At 32.7% G+C, this 18,829-nt stretch carries 14 protein-coding genes; 12 read left to right on the forward strand and 2 right to left on the reverse strand.

The window, feature by feature from the left end:
* Positions 1-13 precede the first annotated feature (13 nt).
* From G314FT_RS07315 to G314FT_RS07350, 8 genes are all read left to right on the forward strand, one after another.
* Entirely contained in the window at positions 14-1,039 is a 1,026-nt protein-coding gene (locus G314FT_RS07315; protein WP_257700021.1) for a diacylglycerol kinase, read from the forward strand.
* A gap of 33 nt (positions 1,040-1,072) precedes the next feature.
* A complete protein-coding gene (gene rlmD / locus G314FT_RS07320) occupies positions 1,073-2,455 on the forward strand; it encodes a 23S rRNA (uracil(1939)-C(5))-methyltransferase RlmD (protein WP_257700023.1) in 1,383 nt (460 codons plus the stop codon).
* Between the two features lie 210 nt (positions 2,456-2,665).
* Entirely contained in the window at positions 2,666-4,102 is a 1,437-nt protein-coding gene (locus tag G314FT_RS07325) for an NCS2 family permease (protein WP_257700030.1), read from the forward strand.
* A 214-nt stretch (positions 4,103-4,316) separates the two neighbouring features.
* Positions 4,317-5,216, forward strand: a complete 900-nt coding sequence (cdaA, locus tag G314FT_RS07330; protein WP_117972791.1) for a diadenylate cyclase CdaA — start codon at positions 4,317-4,319, stop codon at positions 5,214-5,216.
* Positions 5,206-6,189 carry a CdaR family protein gene (locus tag G314FT_RS07335; RefSeq protein ID WP_257700036.1) on the forward strand — a complete coding sequence of 328 codons (984 nt, stop codon included), beginning with the start codon at positions 5,206-5,208 and terminating at the stop codon, positions 6,187-6,189. Before cdaA ends, G314FT_RS07335 begins: the two co-directional genes overlap by 11 nt.
* 41 nt (positions 6,190-6,230) lie before the next feature.
* Positions 6,231-7,586 carry a phosphoglucosamine mutase gene (gene glmM, locus G314FT_RS07340; protein WP_257700039.1) on the forward strand — a complete coding sequence of 452 codons (1,356 nt, stop codon included), beginning with the start codon at positions 6,231-6,233 and terminating at the stop codon, positions 7,584-7,586.
* Between the two features lie 346 nt (positions 7,587-7,932).
* On the forward strand, positions 7,933-9,741 hold the full coding sequence (glmS, locus tag G314FT_RS07345; protein ID WP_257700040.1) for a glutamine--fructose-6-phosphate transaminase (isomerizing): 1,809 nt from the start codon (positions 7,933-7,935) through the stop codon (positions 9,739-9,741).
* Between the two features lie 157 nt (positions 9,742-9,898).
* Positions 9,899-10,186: a hypothetical protein gene (locus G314FT_RS07350; protein ID WP_257700041.1), complete on the forward strand. Its 288-nt coding sequence runs from the start codon at positions 9,899-9,901 to the stop codon at positions 10,184-10,186.
* 110 nt (positions 10,187-10,296) lie between these two features.
* Here G314FT_RS07350 and G314FT_RS07355 read toward each other — a convergent pair whose 3' ends face one another.
* A complete protein-coding gene (locus G314FT_RS07355; protein WP_257700042.1) occupies positions 10,297-12,396 on the reverse strand; it encodes a Na+/H+ antiporter in 2,100 nt (699 codons plus the stop codon).
* Positions 12,397-12,582: 186 nt separating this feature from the next.
* Here G314FT_RS07355 and G314FT_RS07360 point away from each other — a divergent pair, with 186 nt between their 5' ends.
* Positions 12,583-13,335, forward strand: coding sequence for an ABC transporter ATP-binding protein (locus G314FT_RS07360; protein ID WP_257700043.1), 753 nt, complete (start codon positions 12,583-12,585; stop codon positions 13,333-13,335).
* Entirely contained in the window at positions 13,325-15,199 is a 1,875-nt protein-coding gene (locus G314FT_RS07365; RefSeq protein ID WP_257700045.1) for an ABC transporter permease, read from the forward strand. The genes G314FT_RS07360 and G314FT_RS07365 overlap by 11 nt, the downstream gene beginning before the upstream one ends.
* A 33-nt stretch (positions 15,200-15,232) precedes the next feature.
* Here G314FT_RS07365 and proC read toward each other — a convergent pair whose 3' ends face one another.
* A complete protein-coding gene (gene proC, locus G314FT_RS07370) occupies positions 15,233-16,018 on the reverse strand; it encodes a pyrroline-5-carboxylate reductase (RefSeq protein ID WP_257700047.1) in 786 nt (261 codons plus the stop codon).
* Between the two features lie 133 nt (positions 16,019-16,151).
* On the opposite strand from proC, the gene G314FT_RS07375 reads away from it, so the two are divergent.
* Positions 16,152-16,904, forward strand: coding sequence for an ABC transporter ATP-binding protein (locus G314FT_RS07375; RefSeq protein WP_257700049.1), 753 nt, complete (start codon positions 16,152-16,154; stop codon positions 16,902-16,904).
* On the forward strand, positions 16,897-18,525 hold the full coding sequence (locus tag G314FT_RS07380) for a hypothetical protein (RefSeq protein WP_257700050.1): 1,629 nt from the start codon (positions 16,897-16,899) through the stop codon (positions 18,523-18,525). Before G314FT_RS07375 ends, G314FT_RS07380 begins: the two co-directional genes overlap by 8 nt.
* The last annotated feature ends 304 nt before the right edge of the window (positions 18,526-18,829 follow it).

The raw sequence follows: 18,829 nt of genomic DNA on the forward strand, positions 1-18,829 counted from the left end.
AGGAGCAAGTTAAATGAGAGCAAGATTAATTTATAATCCAACATCTGGAAAAGAGTTGTTAAAACGAAATTTAGCAGATATTTTAATGGTACTTGAAAAAGCTGGATATGAAGCGAGTGCCTTTGCAACAACACCTGATCCTTTCTCAGCTAAAAAAGAAGCTACAAGAGCTGCAAATGCGGGGTTCGATTTAATTGTCGCAGCAGGGGGTGATGGTACGATTAATGAAGTCATTAATGGAATCGCCCCTCTTGAGAAACGACCTAAATTAGCGATTATCCCTGGTGGTACAACAAATGACTTTGCTCGTGCGTTGCAAATTCCACGTGATAATGTCGTAAAAGCAGCTGAGGTCATTTTAAAAAATCAAACCATTAAATCAGATATTGGAAAAGCAGGAAACACTTATTTTATGAATATTGCAGCAGGTGGTTACTTGACTGAATTAACCTATGAAGTACCATCTCATCTAAAAAGTGTTTTTGGCTATCTTGCCTATTTAGCAAAAGGAGCAGAGATGTTACCGCGAGTGAAACCTATTAAAATGCGTCTAAAATATGACGATGGTGAGTTCGACGGGAAAGCATCGATGTTCTTCTTAGGGCTAACCAATTCAGTTGGTGGCTTTGAACAAATTGTTCCCGATGCTCAATTAGATGATGGAAAATTTTCGCTTATTATTGTTAAAACAGCCAATGTATTAGAAATTATGCATTTGGTGGCTTTAATGCTAAATGGCGGAAAACACATTGACGACCCTAGAATTGAATACATCAAAACCTCTAAGTTATATGCTGAAGCATTTGATGAGGATTATCGCATGATGATTAACTTAGATGGTGAATATGGTGGTGATGCACCAATGGAATTTATAAATTACAAACAACACATAGAAATTTATGCTAATTTGGATGCAATACCTGACTCGGCTATTTCAATTGAAGAAGAAGAAGCGTCTGATCGATTTATCGAACAAGTCGAACAACTCACTCAAGAAGACATTAATGAAGATGGCAATATTTTTGGCAATAAAGAGTAGTACGTGCACTGTTTAAAATAGAAAGAGGATTTTATGAAAAAAGAAAAAATCGAAGCACCAGTGAAAAAGAATGAGCGTTTAGTTGTTGATATTATTGATATGACGTATGATGGACGAGGCGTGGCAAAAGTGGATGGTTTCCCCATTTTTGTTGAAGAAGGCATTACAGGCGAGCGAGTAAAAATTCATGTGATGAAAGTCATGAAAAAATTTGCATTTGCGAAAATTATGACGTGGGAAACAACAAGTGAAAACCGTGTTGAAGCAGTGGAAAAGGACTTAATTCGTACAGGAATTGCCCCACTACACCATATGAGCTACAATGCACAATTAGATTTTAAGAAAAATCAAGTAACTCAAGCGATGAAACGAATTGGTGGTTTTGAAGAGTTAAACGTTGCGGATGTTTTAGGAATGGAGCCCCCATTTGCTTACCGAAATAAAGCACAAATCCCAGTACGTATGATTGGTGCTGAAATTGAACTTGGATTCTTTAGAAAAAATAGTCATGATTTAATTGTGGTTGAAGACTTTTTAATTCAAGATAAAATGATTGATGAGATTTTATTATTCTTGAAAGAAAGATTAAGAAAATACTCAATTAAACCATATGATGAAAGTCAACATTCAGGACATCTGAAAAGCATTGTCATTCGCAAAGGACATTACTCAAATGAAGTGATGGTAACTTTTGTGACACGTAAAAAGAAAATTTTTTACTTGCATGATATTGTGACTGAACTTGTGGCAGCTTATCCAAACGTAGTATCAGTGATGCAAAATATCCAACCAAATGTGACAAACAAAGTCTTAGACGAGCGTTTGAATGTTTTATATGGTAAAGATAGCATTAGTGACGAGTTATTAGGTAAGACATATCATATCTCTGCTCAATCATTCTACCAAGTAAACACTGAGCAAGCTGAAAATCTTTATAAAAAAGCCATTGAGTTAGCTGATTTGAAAAAAGATGATGTGGTTCTTGATGCGTATTGTGGTATTGGAACAATTGGGCTGAGCATGGCTAACAAAGTGAAAAAAGTGTACGGTGTTGAAATCGTGCCAGAAGCGATTGAAGATGCGATTCATAACGCAGAAATTAATGACATTACAAATGTTGAGTTTAAAGCCGGAGCAGCTGATAAAGTTTTGAAAAATTGGACAGCAGATGGCATTAAGTTTGATGTGATTGTCGTTGACCCACCAAGAAAAGGGTTAACAGAAGATTTCATCAAACAATCAGTTGAATTAGAACCAGAAAAAATTGTTTACATTTCATGTGATCCAAGTACGATGGCACGTGATATGAAACTGTTTGCTAGTTTAGGCTATACAAGTGATACTGTTTATCCAGTCGATATGTTCCCGCAAACGACACATATTGAGTGTGTGACAGTGTTAAAGAGAAAATCATAACGAAAAAAGACAAGTAAAAAACTTTACTTGTCTTTTTATATTTTATAAAAGATAGAAATCACTATTAAAAAAGGCGAAACACGAACATTTTAAACTAAAAAATGACAAAATATAAATAAATGTTTGCTATTTTTTAATATTCGCTTTATAATCAATTTTGTTAAAGTTATTAACGAACAAAATATATAATGGAAGGTGTAATGTTAGGAAATGGAAAAGTTTTTTAAGTTAAAAGAAAATAATACAACTGTTTCAACAGAAATTATGGCAGGAGTTACAACATTTTTCGCAATGAGTTATATCTTATTTGTGAATCCAACAATTTTATCATTATCAGGAATGCCATTTCAAGCAGTTTTTTTAGCAACTATTATCGCATCTGCAATAGGAACTCTAATAATGGGATTGTTTGCAAATGTTCCATATGCTCAAGCCCCAGGTATGGGATTAAATGCTTTTTTCACTTTTACAGTTGTGATGGGCTTAGGTTATTCATGGGAACAAGGTTTAGCAATGGTTTTCTTATGCGGTATTATTAACATCATCATTACAATTACAAAATTAAGAAAATTAATTATTCAATCCATTCCTGAAAGTTTACAACATGCTATTGGTGGAGGAATAGGAATTTTTATTGCATATGTTGGAATTAAAAATGCAGGATTTTTACACTTTACGTCAGATGAGAGCGCAATTGTTTCATCAGTTGTTGATGGTGATAAAGCAACAAATGTTGTATCAAATGGAGGAATTGTCCCAGCGTTAGCGAATTTTAGTAATCCTGCTATTATCTTAGCCTTAATTGGATTAATTATTACAACTATTTTAGTGATAAAAAATGTAAAAGGTGCTATCTTAATAGGTATTGTTATTACAACGATTATTTCAATTCCAATGGGTGTAGTTGATTTAGGTACTATTAATTTTCAACAAAATTCATTAGGAAACTCAATTAAAGAATTGGGTACAACATTTGGTGCAGCGTTTGGTCCGAATGGTATGACATCACTATTTTCTGATGCGTCAAAAATTCCACAAGTATTATTAACAGTCTTAGCTTTTAGTTTGTCTGATATTTTTGATACTATTGGCACCTTTATAGGAACTGGTCGTCGTACTGGTATTTTTTCTAAGGAAGAAGAAGAGTCTGTTATGACTAGTCGAGGAATTCATTCGAAAATGGATAAAGCATTGTTTGCAGACGCTATTGCTACAACTGCAGGTGCTGTAGTAGGAACAAGTAACGTGACAACCTATGTTGAAAGTGCAGCAGGTATTGGTGCAGGTGGTAGAACGGGGTTAACATCTGTTGTTGTTGCAGCAATGTTCTTATTGAGTAGCTTTTTATCCCCAGTTGTAGGAGCTGTTCCAACACAAGCAACTGCGCCAGCATTAATTTTGGTTGGTGTGATGATGATGGCATCATTTAAAGAAATTGAGTGGACAAATTTAGAAGATGCCATTCCAGCCTTCTTTACTTCAATTTTTATGGGACTAGCTTATAGTATTTCTTATGGTATTGCTGCTGGTTTTATATTTTTTGTGTTGATCAAAGTAGTTAAAGGAAAAGTAAAAGAAATTTCTCCAGTTTTATGGATCGTTACTGGACTATTCATTATAAACTTTATTGTTTTAGCAACATTGTAATAAGTATTAAATAAAAAGAATAAAACGTATCTGATTAGTAATTATTTCAGGTGCGTTTTTTTATGTAAAAAATTTATTAAATTGTTAAAAAAATAATTTCTAGGTTTTCAGATTATAAACCTATGTTATAATAAGAAAAGTATCATAAAGCAAGTATTTGGGGGGATTATTAATAGTATAAATACTTATAAAAAAATGAAGGGGGAGGAGCAAGGTGATATTAACTGGAACAAGCTTGTTCAGACCTGAGATTTGGCAAAATTTACTCAACAAGTATTTAACTTTGAGTGTTTTGGTTCATGTAGTAGATATATTAGTCGTTTGGTATGTTGTTTATAAGTTGTTAATGCTATTAAATGACACAAAAGCCATCCAAGTTTTTAAGGGAATCGCAGTGATTATCATTGTAAGAATCGTTAGTGATTTTTTAGGTTTAAATACCGTTTCATGGCTAATGAATCAGGTGATTACTTATGGTGTTGTTGCAGCAATTGTTATTTTTCAACCAGAAGTTAGACGAGGGCTAGAACATCTTGGTAGAGGTGCTGCCTTAACACATTCTAACAGACAAAAAAATATGCAACAGTCTTTTATAACAGCTTTAGATGAAGCTCTACAGTATATGTCTAAACGGAAAATTGGTGCGTTGATTACTATTCAACGAAATGATAATTTAATTGATATTATTGAAAGTGGTATTCCACTTGATGCAGATATTTCTAGTCAGTTATTAATTAATATTTTTATTCCAAATACTCCATTACATGATGGTGCAGTGATTATTAAAGACAATAAAATAGCATCCGCTTCAAGTTATTTACCTCTGTCTGAGAGTAATAAAATTCCCAAAGAGTTTGGAACCAGACATCGTGCTGCAATTGGTGTCAGTGAAACATCTGATGCCTTAACACTTGTTGTATCAGAAGAAACAGGAGAGGTTAGTATTACACACAATAAAACATTTCTACCTGGACTTCAACGAGAAGCGTATCTGGAAGTGTTAAAACAAGAATTATCTGATTCTAATGAAGAAGAGTCACAATCAGGTATTGCTTTGTTTATTGAAGACGTAAAAAAAAGCTTTAAAAAAGGAGGCAAAAAAGATGAAAAATGATAGTAGATCACCTTGGTTTATTCGAATTTTATCTCTCTTTTTTGCTATTCTATTATATTATAATGCTAATTCGTTTGTTATTTCGAATAAAACTGTTACGGGAACGATGAAAGAATTGCAAGCAACAGCTGAAAATGTACCTGTCAATGTAACGTATAATCAAGATAAATACTTTATTTCTGGTTATCAAGAAACCGTTTCTGTTGATTTAACAAGTAATAATAAAATTTTACTTGATAAAGAATCAAATGCTGAGACAAGAGGATTTTCCGTTGTCATGGACTTAACTAAATATAATGTAGGAACACATGAGGTGCCTTTAGAGGTAGTTGGGTTGCCTAATTCTGTTAAGGGAACTATTAAGCCAAGTAAACTATCAGTAACGATAGAAAATAAAGATAGTAATACATTCAAAGTGGAACCGGCAATTGATAATAAAATTTATCAAGAGGGTTACTCAACAAATGAAGCAACAATTGACCCGATGACTGTAAAAGTAAGTGGTTCAGAAGCATCTGTCAAAGAAGTAGACAGAGTTATTGCAGGTGTGAGTGATAAAACAAATGTGACAAGCAATTTTTCTGAAAGAGTCAAACCTTATGCAGTCAATAAATCTGGCGAGCCCCTTGATGTAAAAATTGAACCTGAAACAGTTAGTGTGAATGTAAAAGTAACAGTTCCAAGCAAACGAGTAAAAGTTACACCTGTTCAGTCAGGAACGATATCTAAAGGGATAAAAGATTTTACCTTTACTATTAAAGATGACATGGTTGATATTGAAGGTCCTAAAGAAGTACTAGATGAAATAAACGGCATTGAACTAAAAATTGATACAAGTAATATTAAAGAAACGGTAACTAGCTCATATGCTGTTGTTGTTCCAAATGGAGTGAAAGTTATTCCAGAAACTGTCTCAGTGACGGTTAAACCAAATGAAGTAAAAACATCAACAAGTGATAGTTCGAGTAAATAAAATAAAAGAATAAATTGTAAATTGAGTTAGGAGATAAAAAAATGGGTAAATATTTTGGAACTGATGGTGTTAGAGGGATAGCTAATAAAGAATTGACACCAGAGTTAGCATTTAAAATCGGACGGTGTGGAGGGCATGTTTTATGTCAACATAGCCATTTGACAGAAGGAAAACCACAGGTATTAGTAGGAAGAGATACACGAATTTCTGGGCAGTTATTAGAGCAAGCATTAATTTCTGGACTGTTATCAGTTGGAATCGAAGTATTACAACTTGGCGTTATTTCAACTCCTGGTGTGGCTTATTTAACAAGAACACAAAAAGCAGCTGCTGGTGTTATGATTTCAGCATCACATAATCCTGCTGAAGATAATGGGATTAAATTCTTTGGTCCTGATGGCTTCAAATTATCTGATGAAGAGGAAGAAGAGATTGAGGTATTATTAGATGCGGAAACCGATTTATTACCTCGTCCATCAGCTTTAGGGTTAGGAACATTGAATATCTACCGTGAGGGTTCTCAAAAATATATTGAATTCTTGAAAAAAACTGTATCTGAATCGTTGAATGGATTAACAGTTTGTCTAGATGGAGCAAATGGAGCAACTAGTCCATTAATTAATCAATTATTTGCTGATTTAGATACTGATTTCTATACAATGGGAGTAAGGCCAGATGGATTAAATATTAATGACGGTGTAGGATCGACTCATCCTGAAGAATTAGCTAAATTTGTCGTTGAAAAAGAAGCAGACTTAGGATTGGCATTTGATGGTGATGGTGATCGCGTGATAGCAGTTGATGAAAATGGTCAAATTGTTGATGGAGATAAAATTTTATATATTTGTGGAAAATACCTTTCAGCAAATGATGAATTGAACAAAAATACGATTGTTGCGACAGTTATGAGTAATTTAGGCTTTCATAAAGCAGTTGAAGAGGCTGGATTGACAGCTGTAACAACTCAAGTAGGAGATCGTTATGTTGTAGAAGAAATGAGAAAATCTGGTTACAATCTTGGCGGAGAACAATCTGGACATATTGTTTTCTTACAACATAATACAACTGGTGATGGTCTATTATCTGGTATTCAACTAATGCAAGTGATGAAATCTTCCGGTAAAAAATTATCAGAACTAGTAGCAGATATTGAAGAATATCCTCAAAAATTAGTGAATATAAAAGTGTCAGATAAATATGGTGCAATGGACGTTCCAGCAATTAAAGCAATTATTGAAGAAGTAGAAGGTGAAATGGACGGCGATGGTCGTGTCTTAGTAAGACCTTCAGGAACTGAACCACTATTACGTGTGATGGCCGAAGCACCAACAGAAGAAAAAGTAAATTATTATGTAGAAAAAATTGCGAATGTTGTGATTCAAGAAATAGGAATTTAAGGTTTCCATAAAAATGATGTTATTCAGAGATGATAACATCATTTTTTCTTTGTCTATACCAAAATGTTATAAAAAGAAAGATAAATTTATTTTAATATTGACTGAAAGCTTATTAAAGGTTATTATAATCTTGTTTCTATTTTTTATTACTATTTAAGGTATCTATACCAATTTAGCGCCAGACCTTTTTAGGTGACGAGGAATGAGTTTATCGAAAATTCGGCGGGTGGCTCATAGGGTTTGCACTCTTAGGATAAAGACAAAATAACAAGGGAACTTGTTTGACAAAACTTTATTCATGCAAAAAAATAGAAACAACTATTTTAAAAGAAAGTTGGAAATATGAATGTGTGGAATAGTTGGAGTAATCGGAAATAACCGAGCGAAAGATATCCTGTTAACAGGATTAGAAAAATTAGAATATAGAGGCTATGACTCAGCGGGAATTATGGTGGCTGATGACACGGAAGCTTATCTTGTTAAAACACCAGGTCGTGTGAGTGAATTAAAAGCTTTAGCTAATAGCGTTCCTGAAGGCCATATTGGAATTGGTCATACACGTTGGGCAACACATGGTGTACCAAATACAGAAAATGCACACCCACATCAATCAACAAGTGGGAAATTCTGTTTAGTACATAATGGTGTGATTGAAAATTATTTGGATTTAAAAACTGATTATTTAAGCGATATTGCGTTAAAAGGTGATACTGATAGTGAGATTGTAGTTGAATTAGTGGATTATTTTTACCGTCAAGGAAAGACACCATTTGAAGCATTCGAAACTGCTCTAAATAAAGTAGAAGGATCTTATGCCATCGCGTTAATGGACGTAGAAGATAGCAACACGCTATACCTTGCGAAAAATAAAAGCCCGCTACTAATTGGTCTTGGAGAAAACTGTCATTATGTAGGTAGTGATGCTATGGCCATGATTAATGAAACAAATGAATTTGTTGAAATTAAAGATGGTGAACGCATTGTTTTAACATCTAATAACATGATAATTTTTGATAAAGATTCAAATAAATTATCACGTGATTCCTTTGTGGCTGATATTGATGCGACAGATACTGAAAAAGGTTTATATCCTCATTACATGTTAAAAGAAATTGATGAGCAACCAGGTGTTATGAGAAAATTAATTTCTGAATACTTAACTGAAGATGGTCTATCAACAATTGATGATGAAATAGTATCACATATGGCATCAAGTGATCGTATCTATATCGTTGGATGTGGTACTAGTTGGCATGCAGGATTAGTGGGTAAAAAAATCATTGAAGAGTTAACTAATATTCCAGTTGAAGTGCATCTAGCTAGTGAGATGGGCTATGATATGCCAATTTTATCAGAAAAACCTTTCTTCATTTTCTTAACGCAAAGTGGTGAAACAGCTGATAGTCGTCAAGTATTAGTAAAAGTGAATGAATTAGATTTACCATCATTGACTATTACAAATGTTAAAGGGTCTACACTATCACGTGAAGCGACTTATACTTTATTGTTACATGCTGGTCCTGAAATTGCGGTAGCATCAACAAAAGCTTATACATCTCAAATTGCTGTAATGGCTTATTTAGCACAAACAGTAGGGGTAGAAAAAAATATTGAATTAGCTAAATCTATTGATTTAGCACACGAGATGGCTATTGTTGCATCTGTGATGGATTCAATGATTAGTGAAAAAGATTTGATTTCTAATCTTAGTGAGTCATTTTTAGGAACAACACGTAATGCCTTCTTTATTGGTCGTGGCTTAGATTATGCCGTATCAATGGAAGCAGCCCTTAAATTAAAAGAAATCTCTTATATTCAAGCAGAAGGATTTGCTGCTGGGGAATTAAAACATGGAACCATTGCCTTGATTGAAGAGGGAACACCAGTCATTTCGATTATTACAGATGAAAAAACAGCTAGTCATACACGTGGAAATGCTAAGGAAGTAGAGAGTCGTGGAGCGAATGTGTTAACCATCTCACTTGAAAATGTCTCACATGACGGCGATGAACTCGTGTTGTTGCCAGTACATGAATTATTGACACCATTAGTTAGTGTGGTACCTTTACAGCTATTAGCTTATTATGCAAGTTTACAAAGAGGCTTAGATGTTGATAAACCTCGTAATTTAGCAAAAAGTGTCACAGTAGAATAAAAGATTAAAAGCCAACTTTCTTAAGTGAAGGTTGGTTTTTTTAAAAAAATATTTTACTATATGGTATGTTTTTTTTATTTTGATAAAGATGATATAATAACAGAAAAGAAGGGGATATTTGCTTATGTACAAAAAACTTGGAGTTATTTAGATAATAGTGATGTGCTTAACTGCTTTTATTTTAGGTGCGTGTTCAAAAAATGAGCACGATGTTAAATCTACTCAAATTACCTTGGTGGTCAATAATAAAGAATTTTTACAAGAAAATGCGTTGTATCAATTTGAAAATGGTCAATTGGATGTTTATCTGACTTTTTCACTATTTGAAAATCCAAACACTAATCCATCAGATTCAGAATACGATAAGAAGTTAGAGGAAATTGTAAATGCTTTAAATAAAGAATATCCCAATGAGAAAATGACAAACGATTGGTTGACGATTTAGGCAATGAATATGAACTAGCTTATACTAAATAACATAATAATCAAAAGATATTTTTAGATAACAAAAAGTCGAAAATTAAACTAATTTTCGACTTTTTGTTATGTTTTAATTTAATCTTCAATATTTGTTTGTAGAAAGGATGTTTCACTGTAATTAATTCCTTGGCGTAGTTGATTTGCCATAGTATTAGAAATTCGCCCTTGTTCAAGAAGCTTTTGAATCATACCTCTTTCTTCATCAAGAGCCCTTAAAAAATAATCTCTGTATATCTTTTGATAAGATGCTTCTTGAATAAGATGATAATGCTGAATACGATGTATCTTACTTGTATATTCCATCATAAGTTGGTTTAAAATATTATACTTTACTGTAAAATATTTATCTACTCTATCTAAGTTATTTTGACAATCATTTAACATATCCAAAGTTGCTTCAGAACTTTTAACTTCTAATAAGGTAATTTTTTTAATATTATCTAATTGAGATTTTTCAGGTTGTCGTTTTAAAAAAGTTTGATATACAAGTCTTTTGATTTTTTTCTGAGCTTTATATAAAGAGCGTTGTACGATGATTTTAACATTACTTGAATGGGCATGTCGTTTGTATTCAAGCATTTTTAAATAGTTTTGTTCAATTTTTTTAGGTAATGCTAATTGAGGTAATATCTCCATTACTTTATTTGTTTCAAAATCTGCTGCTTGGCATCTATAATCTGATTCTAATTCATAATAAACAGTGTTAGATGTGTGATTATCATCTAAGTATAAGAAACGTAATTGCTTATCAAAATCTTGTAAAATATCGTTAATAATTAATTGATTTTCATTATTTAGCTCTTGTTGTAAGGATTGAATGGCTCGCTTAGTCATCAATTTTCTAGCTTCTATTTCAGGTAGTTGAGATGAATTATTTGAGTCATCAATAGGTTCTTGTGTTCCTTCATCCCCGGATAAGATCAATCGCTTTTTCTGTTTTGTGAAAATAGGCAATGTAATCACAGCAACTAGTAAACTTGCTAAAATAACGCCACTAGCTAAAAAGATAATCAGATATCGTTCTTGGAATACAGCACCATCTGGCAAAAAGAATGGAATAGATAAAACCATCGCCATAGTGACAGCTCCTCTCACACCAGTTAATCCCGTTAAAATAGCAACAGAGAATTTGGGTTTAAGTTGGATATCATCTTTTACTTTAAAGTAATTATACCACATGTAAGCATACGTCCATAATGTTCTTATTATCATCAGTATGAGCCACACGATTATAACATATAGGATTAATAAAGCATTATTAATAGTAGGATTAATAATGGCTCCACGCATAGCATAGGGAAGAGTTGTGCCTAATACAACAAAAACAATACCATTTAGCAAGTAAATAATAATGTCCCATAATTTATTGGTTACAATTTTTATTTCAGAAAATTGTCCTCTAAATAATGGCTCTTGCTGAATTGCCATAACACCTGAAACGACTACTGCAATAACTCCTGATGCCTGAACAATTTCTGCCATAATAAAAATAACAAAAGGCGTCATTACTTGAAGAGACGAATGTAAAATAACATCTTGAATGCCCTGTCTTAACAAACTTCTTTGAATCAAATAAATTAATCGACTGATGATATAGCCAATCAGTATACCAATTAAAGTCATATAAATAAAGTCACCAGTGGCTTGTCTTAATGAGAAAGAGCCAGTTAGAAAAGCCGCCAGTGCATATTTAAATGCAATTAATCCGCTTGCATCATTAATCAAACTCTCCCCACTGATTAAAGTTAAAATTCGTTTAGGAAGTTTTACTTGTTCAGCAATACCTTGAACTGCTACTGGATCGGTTGGGGATAAGACTGCTGCCAAAGCAAAGGCTAATGACAAGCTTACTTGTGGGATAAATAAATTAATTAATAATCCTCCCGCAATTGTAGTAAGGAAGACGAGTAAAATAGCATTAGCAAAAATCGGAGTTCGTAGTTCCCATAATTCTTTCTTGGGAAAATGCTTGGCATCGTTGTATAAAAGTGGTGCAACAAATAATAACATAAACCAATCAGTTTGTAATTCTATATCTAAATGTAAAAATAACGCGGCAATAACACCAACAGCTATTTCGATTAATGCAGTAGGAATTGCCACAAGATAGTGACTGATAATATTAGATAGAATAACGAGTATAATAAGTAAAATAGTGGCTTCTAATACTGCCATAGGTTCACCTCCGTTTTTTTGTATATAATAAGTATAGCAAAAAACTGTATGAATAATAGCCTTTTCTAATAAAACAGTGTTAAAATTATTATGTGTTAACAATCTTGAGATATTGTTCGTTTAAATATAAACGTTAACATGTTATTCTATAATTAGGGGATTATGAGAACGAAAGTAGGTAAAAAGATGTTAGAAATAAATAACGTAACAAAAACGTTTGGTACAGGAGATTCATTATTTCAAGCACTAAAGGGAGTGAGCCTCAGTGTAAAAGAGGGTGAATTTGTTGGTATTATGGGCCCTTCTGGAAGTGGTAAATCAACTCTTCTAAATCTAATTGGTACAATAGATCATCCTTCATCAGGAACCGTAACAATTGATGGTGAACGAGCATCAAATTTAAATCAAGAGGATTTAGCAAAATTTAGACGAAATCAATTAGGATTTGTATTTCAAGGATTTAACTTGATGCCTACCTTAACTGTAGCAGAAAATATTGTATTACCATTAACACTAGATGGTGAAAAAGTTAGTGTCATGACAAAAAAATTAAACGATATTTCTGAAGTATTAGGTATTGAATCATTGTTAAATAAACGAATTAGTAATATTTCTGGTGGGCAAGCACAACGTGTTGCTATTGCACGTTCAATGATTCATGAACCAAAGTTATTATTGGCAGATGAACCAACTGGAAATTTAGACACGAAATCATCAAAAGACGTTATGAGATTATTATCAGAGTTAAATACTAGCCTTAATTCCACCATTTTAATGGTGACACATGATGCTTTTGCTGCAAGTTATTGTCAGCGTATTGTTTTTATTAAAGATGGTGAATTAAGTGATGAAATTATTCGACATAGTTCTCAAAGTGAGTTTTATGATGATATTCTATTTAGTTTGAAGCAGTTGGAAGGTGAAGCAGATGACTTTTAAGGAATTTATTTATAAAAATACTATTCGAAATAAACCATCATATCTGGCCTATTTTTTAAGCACGTTAACAACTGTCATGACGTTTTTTACTTTTTTAACTTTCTCCAATCATCCATCTCTTAGTGAATCGTCTATGAATCAGTTTGTTATAGTTGGCATGAATCTATCATCAAGTATTATTTATATTTTTTCATTTTTTTATGTATTATATTCTATGGATATCTTTCTCCAATCACGTAAGAAAGAATTTGGTTTGTTGTTGATTCAAGGTATGTCTCCAAAACAGTTAAGAAAGATGATTTTTCAAGAAAATACTATAGTGGGATTTTTTGCCACAGTTATTGGTATTCTAGCTGGCTTAGTATTTTCACAAGCACTATTATTTTTGAGTAAAAAGATATTAACGATTCAATTAGCTTTTTATTTTCCATTAAATTCAATTGTGATTACATTTGTCGCGTTTACTATTTTATTCTTTTTGATTTCTTTATTTATTCAATTTAAGATTCCTAAAATGGACGTTCAAGAATTGATTAAAAGTGAAGATTTAGGAAAAGGGGAAGTCAAATCATCTAAAGTAAAATCGATTTTTGCCTTATTATTTATTGGAGTTGGGTATGCGATTGCTTTGTACGCTCAGGGTATGCAGGTTTTTGTGGCTATGATACCCGTTGTATTGATGGTAATTATTGGTACTTACTTTTTATTTAATCAGTTAAGTATTCTCGCTGTCACACAATTGCAAAAAAATAAACAACGGTTTTGGAAAAAAACGAATATGCTAGTCTATTCAGATTTGGGCTTTCGGATGAAAGATAATGCACGGTCCTTTTTTTTGGTAGCAATCATCACAACTGTTGTGTTCGCTGCTATTGGCTCTTTAGCAGGGTTAAAAGAAATGACAGTTGCTTCTGTCAATGCGATGACTTATGACTTTTATTTATCAGACTTTGATGGTAATCAAGAAAGATTGGTTAATAATTTAGAGGCAGTTCAAAGTGAAATGGATAATCAAGACTTAAATATGACAGAACTTCGTATGAAAGTGGTCTATGTTCCAGAATCTAAATATCAAAATGGGTATAGAGTCATTAGTACAAATGGGTATAATAACATTGCAAAATATACTAAAAATAAAAAAATATTGGATACTAATCAGTCTTATCGATTAAATATTGATAGTAACCTATTATCAGGGCAACCTCAAACAAGCTACTTAAAAGAGTTGCCATTACCTGATGGGACAAGCGTACCTGTGAATAATTTTGAGGTGGAAAAAGTGGTTCTGCCTGGTTTTCAAAATGTATATGTAGTACCTAAAACAGTTTATAGTCAATTTGCTAAAAAATATGGGATTCAACAAGAAATTGGATGGATGGGTAATCCGAAAGATCACGCTCAACAGTTAAAGGTTGCGACACACTTAAAAGAAGTTGAAGGTCTTCAAAGTAAGCCATTAATTATTGAATCCATTACAGAAACTTATACACCTGTATTATTTGTTGGTTTTTTTATTGGTGCTATTTTCTTTGTGTCTGCTGGTAGTTTTTTATATTTTAGGTTATATAGTGATATGGCAGTAGATATTCAAAAATTTAAAATAGTTTATAAATTAGGACTTAGTCGCAAAGAAATCAAGAAGACTGTTTATAGACAAGTTGGTATTTTATTTTTTACTCCAATTATAGTATCTTCTGTTCATGGATTAGTAGCGTTAAAAGCAATGTATGCTTTATTTAATCAAAGATTACAAATGATGGCATTTATGATTATAGGTTTATTTTTAGTTATACAAATTATTTATTATTTAATCGCAAGTCATTTTTATTTTAGAAAATTATATCAAGAGGTCACTGCAGAATAGAAAAAAGCAACCACTTATCATGGTTGCTTTTTTCTATTTGTAACTTTGCATGATTGTATCAATACCAGAGATGGTAGCATACCTGAATCCTTCTTTTTCTAAAGCAGCGATACCTTTAATAGTTGTACCACCAGGAGAGGTTACACCATCTTTTAATTCACCAGGGTGTTTGTTAGAGTCTAGTAATAAATTAGCTGATCCACTTACCATCTTGGCAGCAACAGTATAAGCTAATTTTCTGTCCATACCATGTAATACTGCCGCATCTCCTAGAGCTTCCATAAAGACGTCAACAAATGCTGGTCCGCATCCTGCCAATGTACCAAAAATATCAATCTTATCTTCAGAAATTTCTTCTACGATTCCTAAAAGGCTTAAACAATCATGGATTGCGATTTTATCAAGATTACTTATTGACTGTGAGTAAACAATACCAGTAATACCTTGATTGATTTGTACAGGTGTATTGGGGATAGCTTGAGCGATAGGGTAAGATCCACCTAAAGCTTCCTGCATTAAGGAAATAGGGACACCAGCTGATACTGAAATAATAGGAAGGTCTTTGTTTAAATGATTTTTTAAATCGTTTATGACTGGAAGAATAATAGGTGTTTTAACGGCTAAAAAAATCATATCCACTTGGTTGAAATCTTCTAAATTATCAGTTATGTTAAAAGGAATATTTTGTTTTAGTTTTTTTGCTGTGTCACCTTTTCCTCCTTTTACAAGAATGTCTGTTGGAGAAATACTATTTGAGCGAACCCACCCTTTAATCATTGCTCCTCCCATATGGCCAGCGCCAAATATACCAATCTTCATATATTATCCCATCTTTCTTTTAAATAGTTAACGAATTTAGTATAGAACGTCAAATTATTTATGGCAACTAATTTTATACTATATCACTTTATGATATACTAGTAAAATAAGCAAAAGCAAAGGAGTAGGTTGAATGGAGTTAGTCATACAAGATGTTGTGAAAACATTTGATGATAAAGTGATTTTAGATGAAGCGAGTTTTCAATTTGAAAAAGGTAAAATATACGGTTTATTAGGTCGAAATGGCGCGGGAAAAACCACGCTTTTTAATTGTATTTCAAAAGATTTATCAATTGACTCAGGGACAATTCAGTTGGAAGAGGACATGGAAACACATGATTTTTCTGATCTTGATGTCGGACTAGTTCATGCTACCCCAACCCTACCAGATTTTATGACAGGTTATGAATTCATCAAGTTTTTTATTGATATGAATAAAGAAAAAATGCCCAACGTCCGCACACCAGATGAGTATTTAGCAAAAGTTGGGATAAAAAAAGAGGATCGCCATCGGTTATTGAAAGACTACTCGCATGGGATGAAAAATAAAGTTCAAATGATTGCGACGATGATGGTGCAACCACCTGTCTTATTACTGGATGAACCATTAACGAGTTTTGATGTGGTCGCAGCACATGAAATGAAAGAATTGATTTTATCAATAAAAAAAGATTCCGTTGTGATATTTTCCACTCATATTTTACAGTTAGCACAAGATTTATGTGATGAGATTGTAGTGCTTCATAAAGGCAAATTAACAGGGTTTGATCCAACTAAAATTCATACTAATAGTTTTGAAGCAGATATTGTTGCCATGTTATCTGATGAAGAGGGTAAATCTCAAGATGCAGTGGTTGAAGTGATAGGTGAGTCAGATGATGAGTGATGTTAGATTAACCCTCACAGAATATGTGTCATTACAGTTATTTAAAGGGACTATCTTTATTAATGGTTTGGTTTATTTTATTGGTAGAATTCCTTTCATTGGTAAAATCGTCCCAGTTGGAATGGTCTACGCAGATTATCCATTGAAAAAAGTATTCACCTATATTAAATTTGCTATATCACTAGCAATCAAAGTTGTGATAGGGATCATTCCGTTTGTCGTTAGTTCTTTTTTAGCGACTATTGTGTTTGACAAGCAATCATTAACAAGTTTTGATATTTGGCTAGTTGTCTTTGCTTTTTATTTGCCAATATTTGGCTCATTATTTAGTGTTCCTGATAAAAAAGATGTGTTGTTTATCACTAATTTTCGGATTAATAAATCCTCTCATTTGAAGCGAATGACTCTGTTGGAACTATGCTTTGATTTAATCGTCGTCACCATTGCGTTGATTGTTATGAGTCTGTTTAATAGCTTACCGGTTATTTTAACCACATTATTAGGGAATAGTGCTTATGTGTTTTTTAGTATGATTTGGCTAAGAATAGATTTACCACTGACACTGCAAAAACATCCATGGATAAAAAAAGTTGCGATATTAATAGTGATGCTGGCGTTAGTTATTGGATTTTGTTTCACCATGTTATCTTCTTTTATGAGTTTTTTATTTTCTAATCCATTGGTAATAATAGGACTTATTATTTTTAACTGTCTAGCTAGTTGGTTAGTAGTCAAGAATTATTTGTCTTATCCCCGTTATTCATTAGTAGCTGATAAAAAAGTTAAATCATCAATGTATGTATTTGAAGCAGATGATAAAGAGTTAAAAAACAAAACCACAAACTTTACCGAAGGCGTTGGCTTAACGAAAAAAATGAGTATAGAGGAGAACGTTACCTTTGACCATTTATCTGGTAATGCCTACTTAAATACGTTATTTTTTAGTCGTTTTAAAAAAGGGCTCAGTCGAGGAATGTGGATTAAGGTTATTAGCATCAGCGTGCTAGGGCTCGCTTTAATGATAGCCAGTCTATTTTTTCCATTAATGTCTGGTGTGAGAGAATTAGAATCATTTATGTACCGACTTGTTCCTTCGCTTTTCTTCATTTTATATTTAACGTCAGTTGGTAAAAGTGTGGTACAAAGTTTATTTATGAATTGTGATATCTCCATGTTGACGTTTCCTTTTTATCGAACCAAAGAAGCCATTATAAGTGGATTTTTTGCTAGATTTAAGAAAATCCTCTTGTATAACAGTATGGTCAATGGTGTGTTATTATTTTGGTTAATCGTTTTTAATTTAGTCGTTGTCGGGCTTAACTCACTCTATCTGATTGGACTTGTGTTATTTGTGATGATTAGTCTGACGTTACTTTTTTCGTTTCACGAATTATTTGTTTATTATATCCTTCAACCCTTTACAAGTGATTTTCAAGTAATCAATCCCATTTATAAAGTAGTGAACGGTGTCTTTTACTTATTTGCCTACATGAATTTACAATTAAAAACAACAGGACTTTACTATGCATTAGGCTTGTCTGTTGTGTCGTTATTGTATGTTGCTATTGGGCTAATTGTGATAAAAAAAGTCGCACCCAAAACGTTTAAACTAAAAAATTAATTGTTTGTACTTGTTTTATATTTATAAAGGTGTTATAAATATAACTGTAGATAAATAAAAGATAATTGTTGAGAAAGACACCGATATGTGAGGGCTATCTGACAGGGAGGAAAACATAATTGAGAGTTTTCCAGATAAGTGCATGTGTTGACCACTTTCGAAAGTCAGGTTGAAACTTGACCGGTCGTACCGTTAACACGCTCGAGGAGACATAGGTTTATGTCTTAAATATTAGGTGGAACCACGATGATTCGTCCTAGTAGGTCAAATATGACTTACTAGGGCTTTTTTTATTTAAAAAATT

It is taken from the genome of Vagococcus luciliae, from assembly GCF_024637875.1.
In the GTDB taxonomy this organism is placed as follows: domain Bacteria; phylum Bacillota; class Bacilli; order Lactobacillales; family Vagococcaceae; genus Vagococcus; species Vagococcus luciliae.

Coding starts and splice junctions, on each gene's coding strand:
- G314FT_RS07315 (WP_257700021.1), top strand. CDS start 14: ATGAGAGCAAGATTAATTTATAATCCAACATCTGGAAAAGAGTTGTTA.
- rlmD (WP_257700023.1), top strand. CDS start 1,073: ATGAAAAAAGAAAAAATCGAAGCACCAGTGAAAAAGAATGAGCGTTTA.
- G314FT_RS07325 (WP_257700030.1), top strand. CDS start 2,666: ATGGAAAAGTTTTTTAAGTTAAAAGAAAATAATACAACTGTTTCAACA.
- G314FT_RS07335 (WP_257700036.1), top strand. CDS start 5,206: ATGAAAAATGATAGTAGATCACCTTGGTTTATTCGAATTTTATCTCTC.
- glmM (WP_257700039.1), top strand. CDS start 6,231: ATGGGTAAATATTTTGGAACTGATGGTGTTAGAGGGATAGCTAATAAA.
- glmS (WP_257700040.1), top strand. CDS start 7,933: ATGTGTGGAATAGTTGGAGTAATCGGAAATAACCGAGCGAAAGATATC.
- G314FT_RS07355 (WP_257700042.1), bottom strand. CDS start 12,396: ATGGCAGTATTAGAAGCCACTATTTTACTTATTATACTCGTTATTCTA.
- G314FT_RS07360 (WP_257700043.1), top strand. CDS start 12,583: ATGTTAGAAATAAATAACGTAACAAAAACGTTTGGTACAGGAGATTCA.
- G314FT_RS07365 (WP_257700045.1), top strand. CDS start 13,325: ATGACTTTTAAGGAATTTATTTATAAAAATACTATTCGAAATAAACCA.
- proC (WP_257700047.1), bottom strand. CDS start 16,018: ATGAAGATTGGTATATTTGGCGCTGGCCATATGGGAGGAGCAATGATT.
- G314FT_RS07375 (WP_257700049.1), top strand. CDS start 16,152: ATGGAGTTAGTCATACAAGATGTTGTGAAAACATTTGATGATAAAGTG.
- G314FT_RS07380 (WP_257700050.1), top strand. CDS start 16,897: ATGAGTGATGTTAGATTAACCCTCACAGAATATGTGTCATTACAGTTA.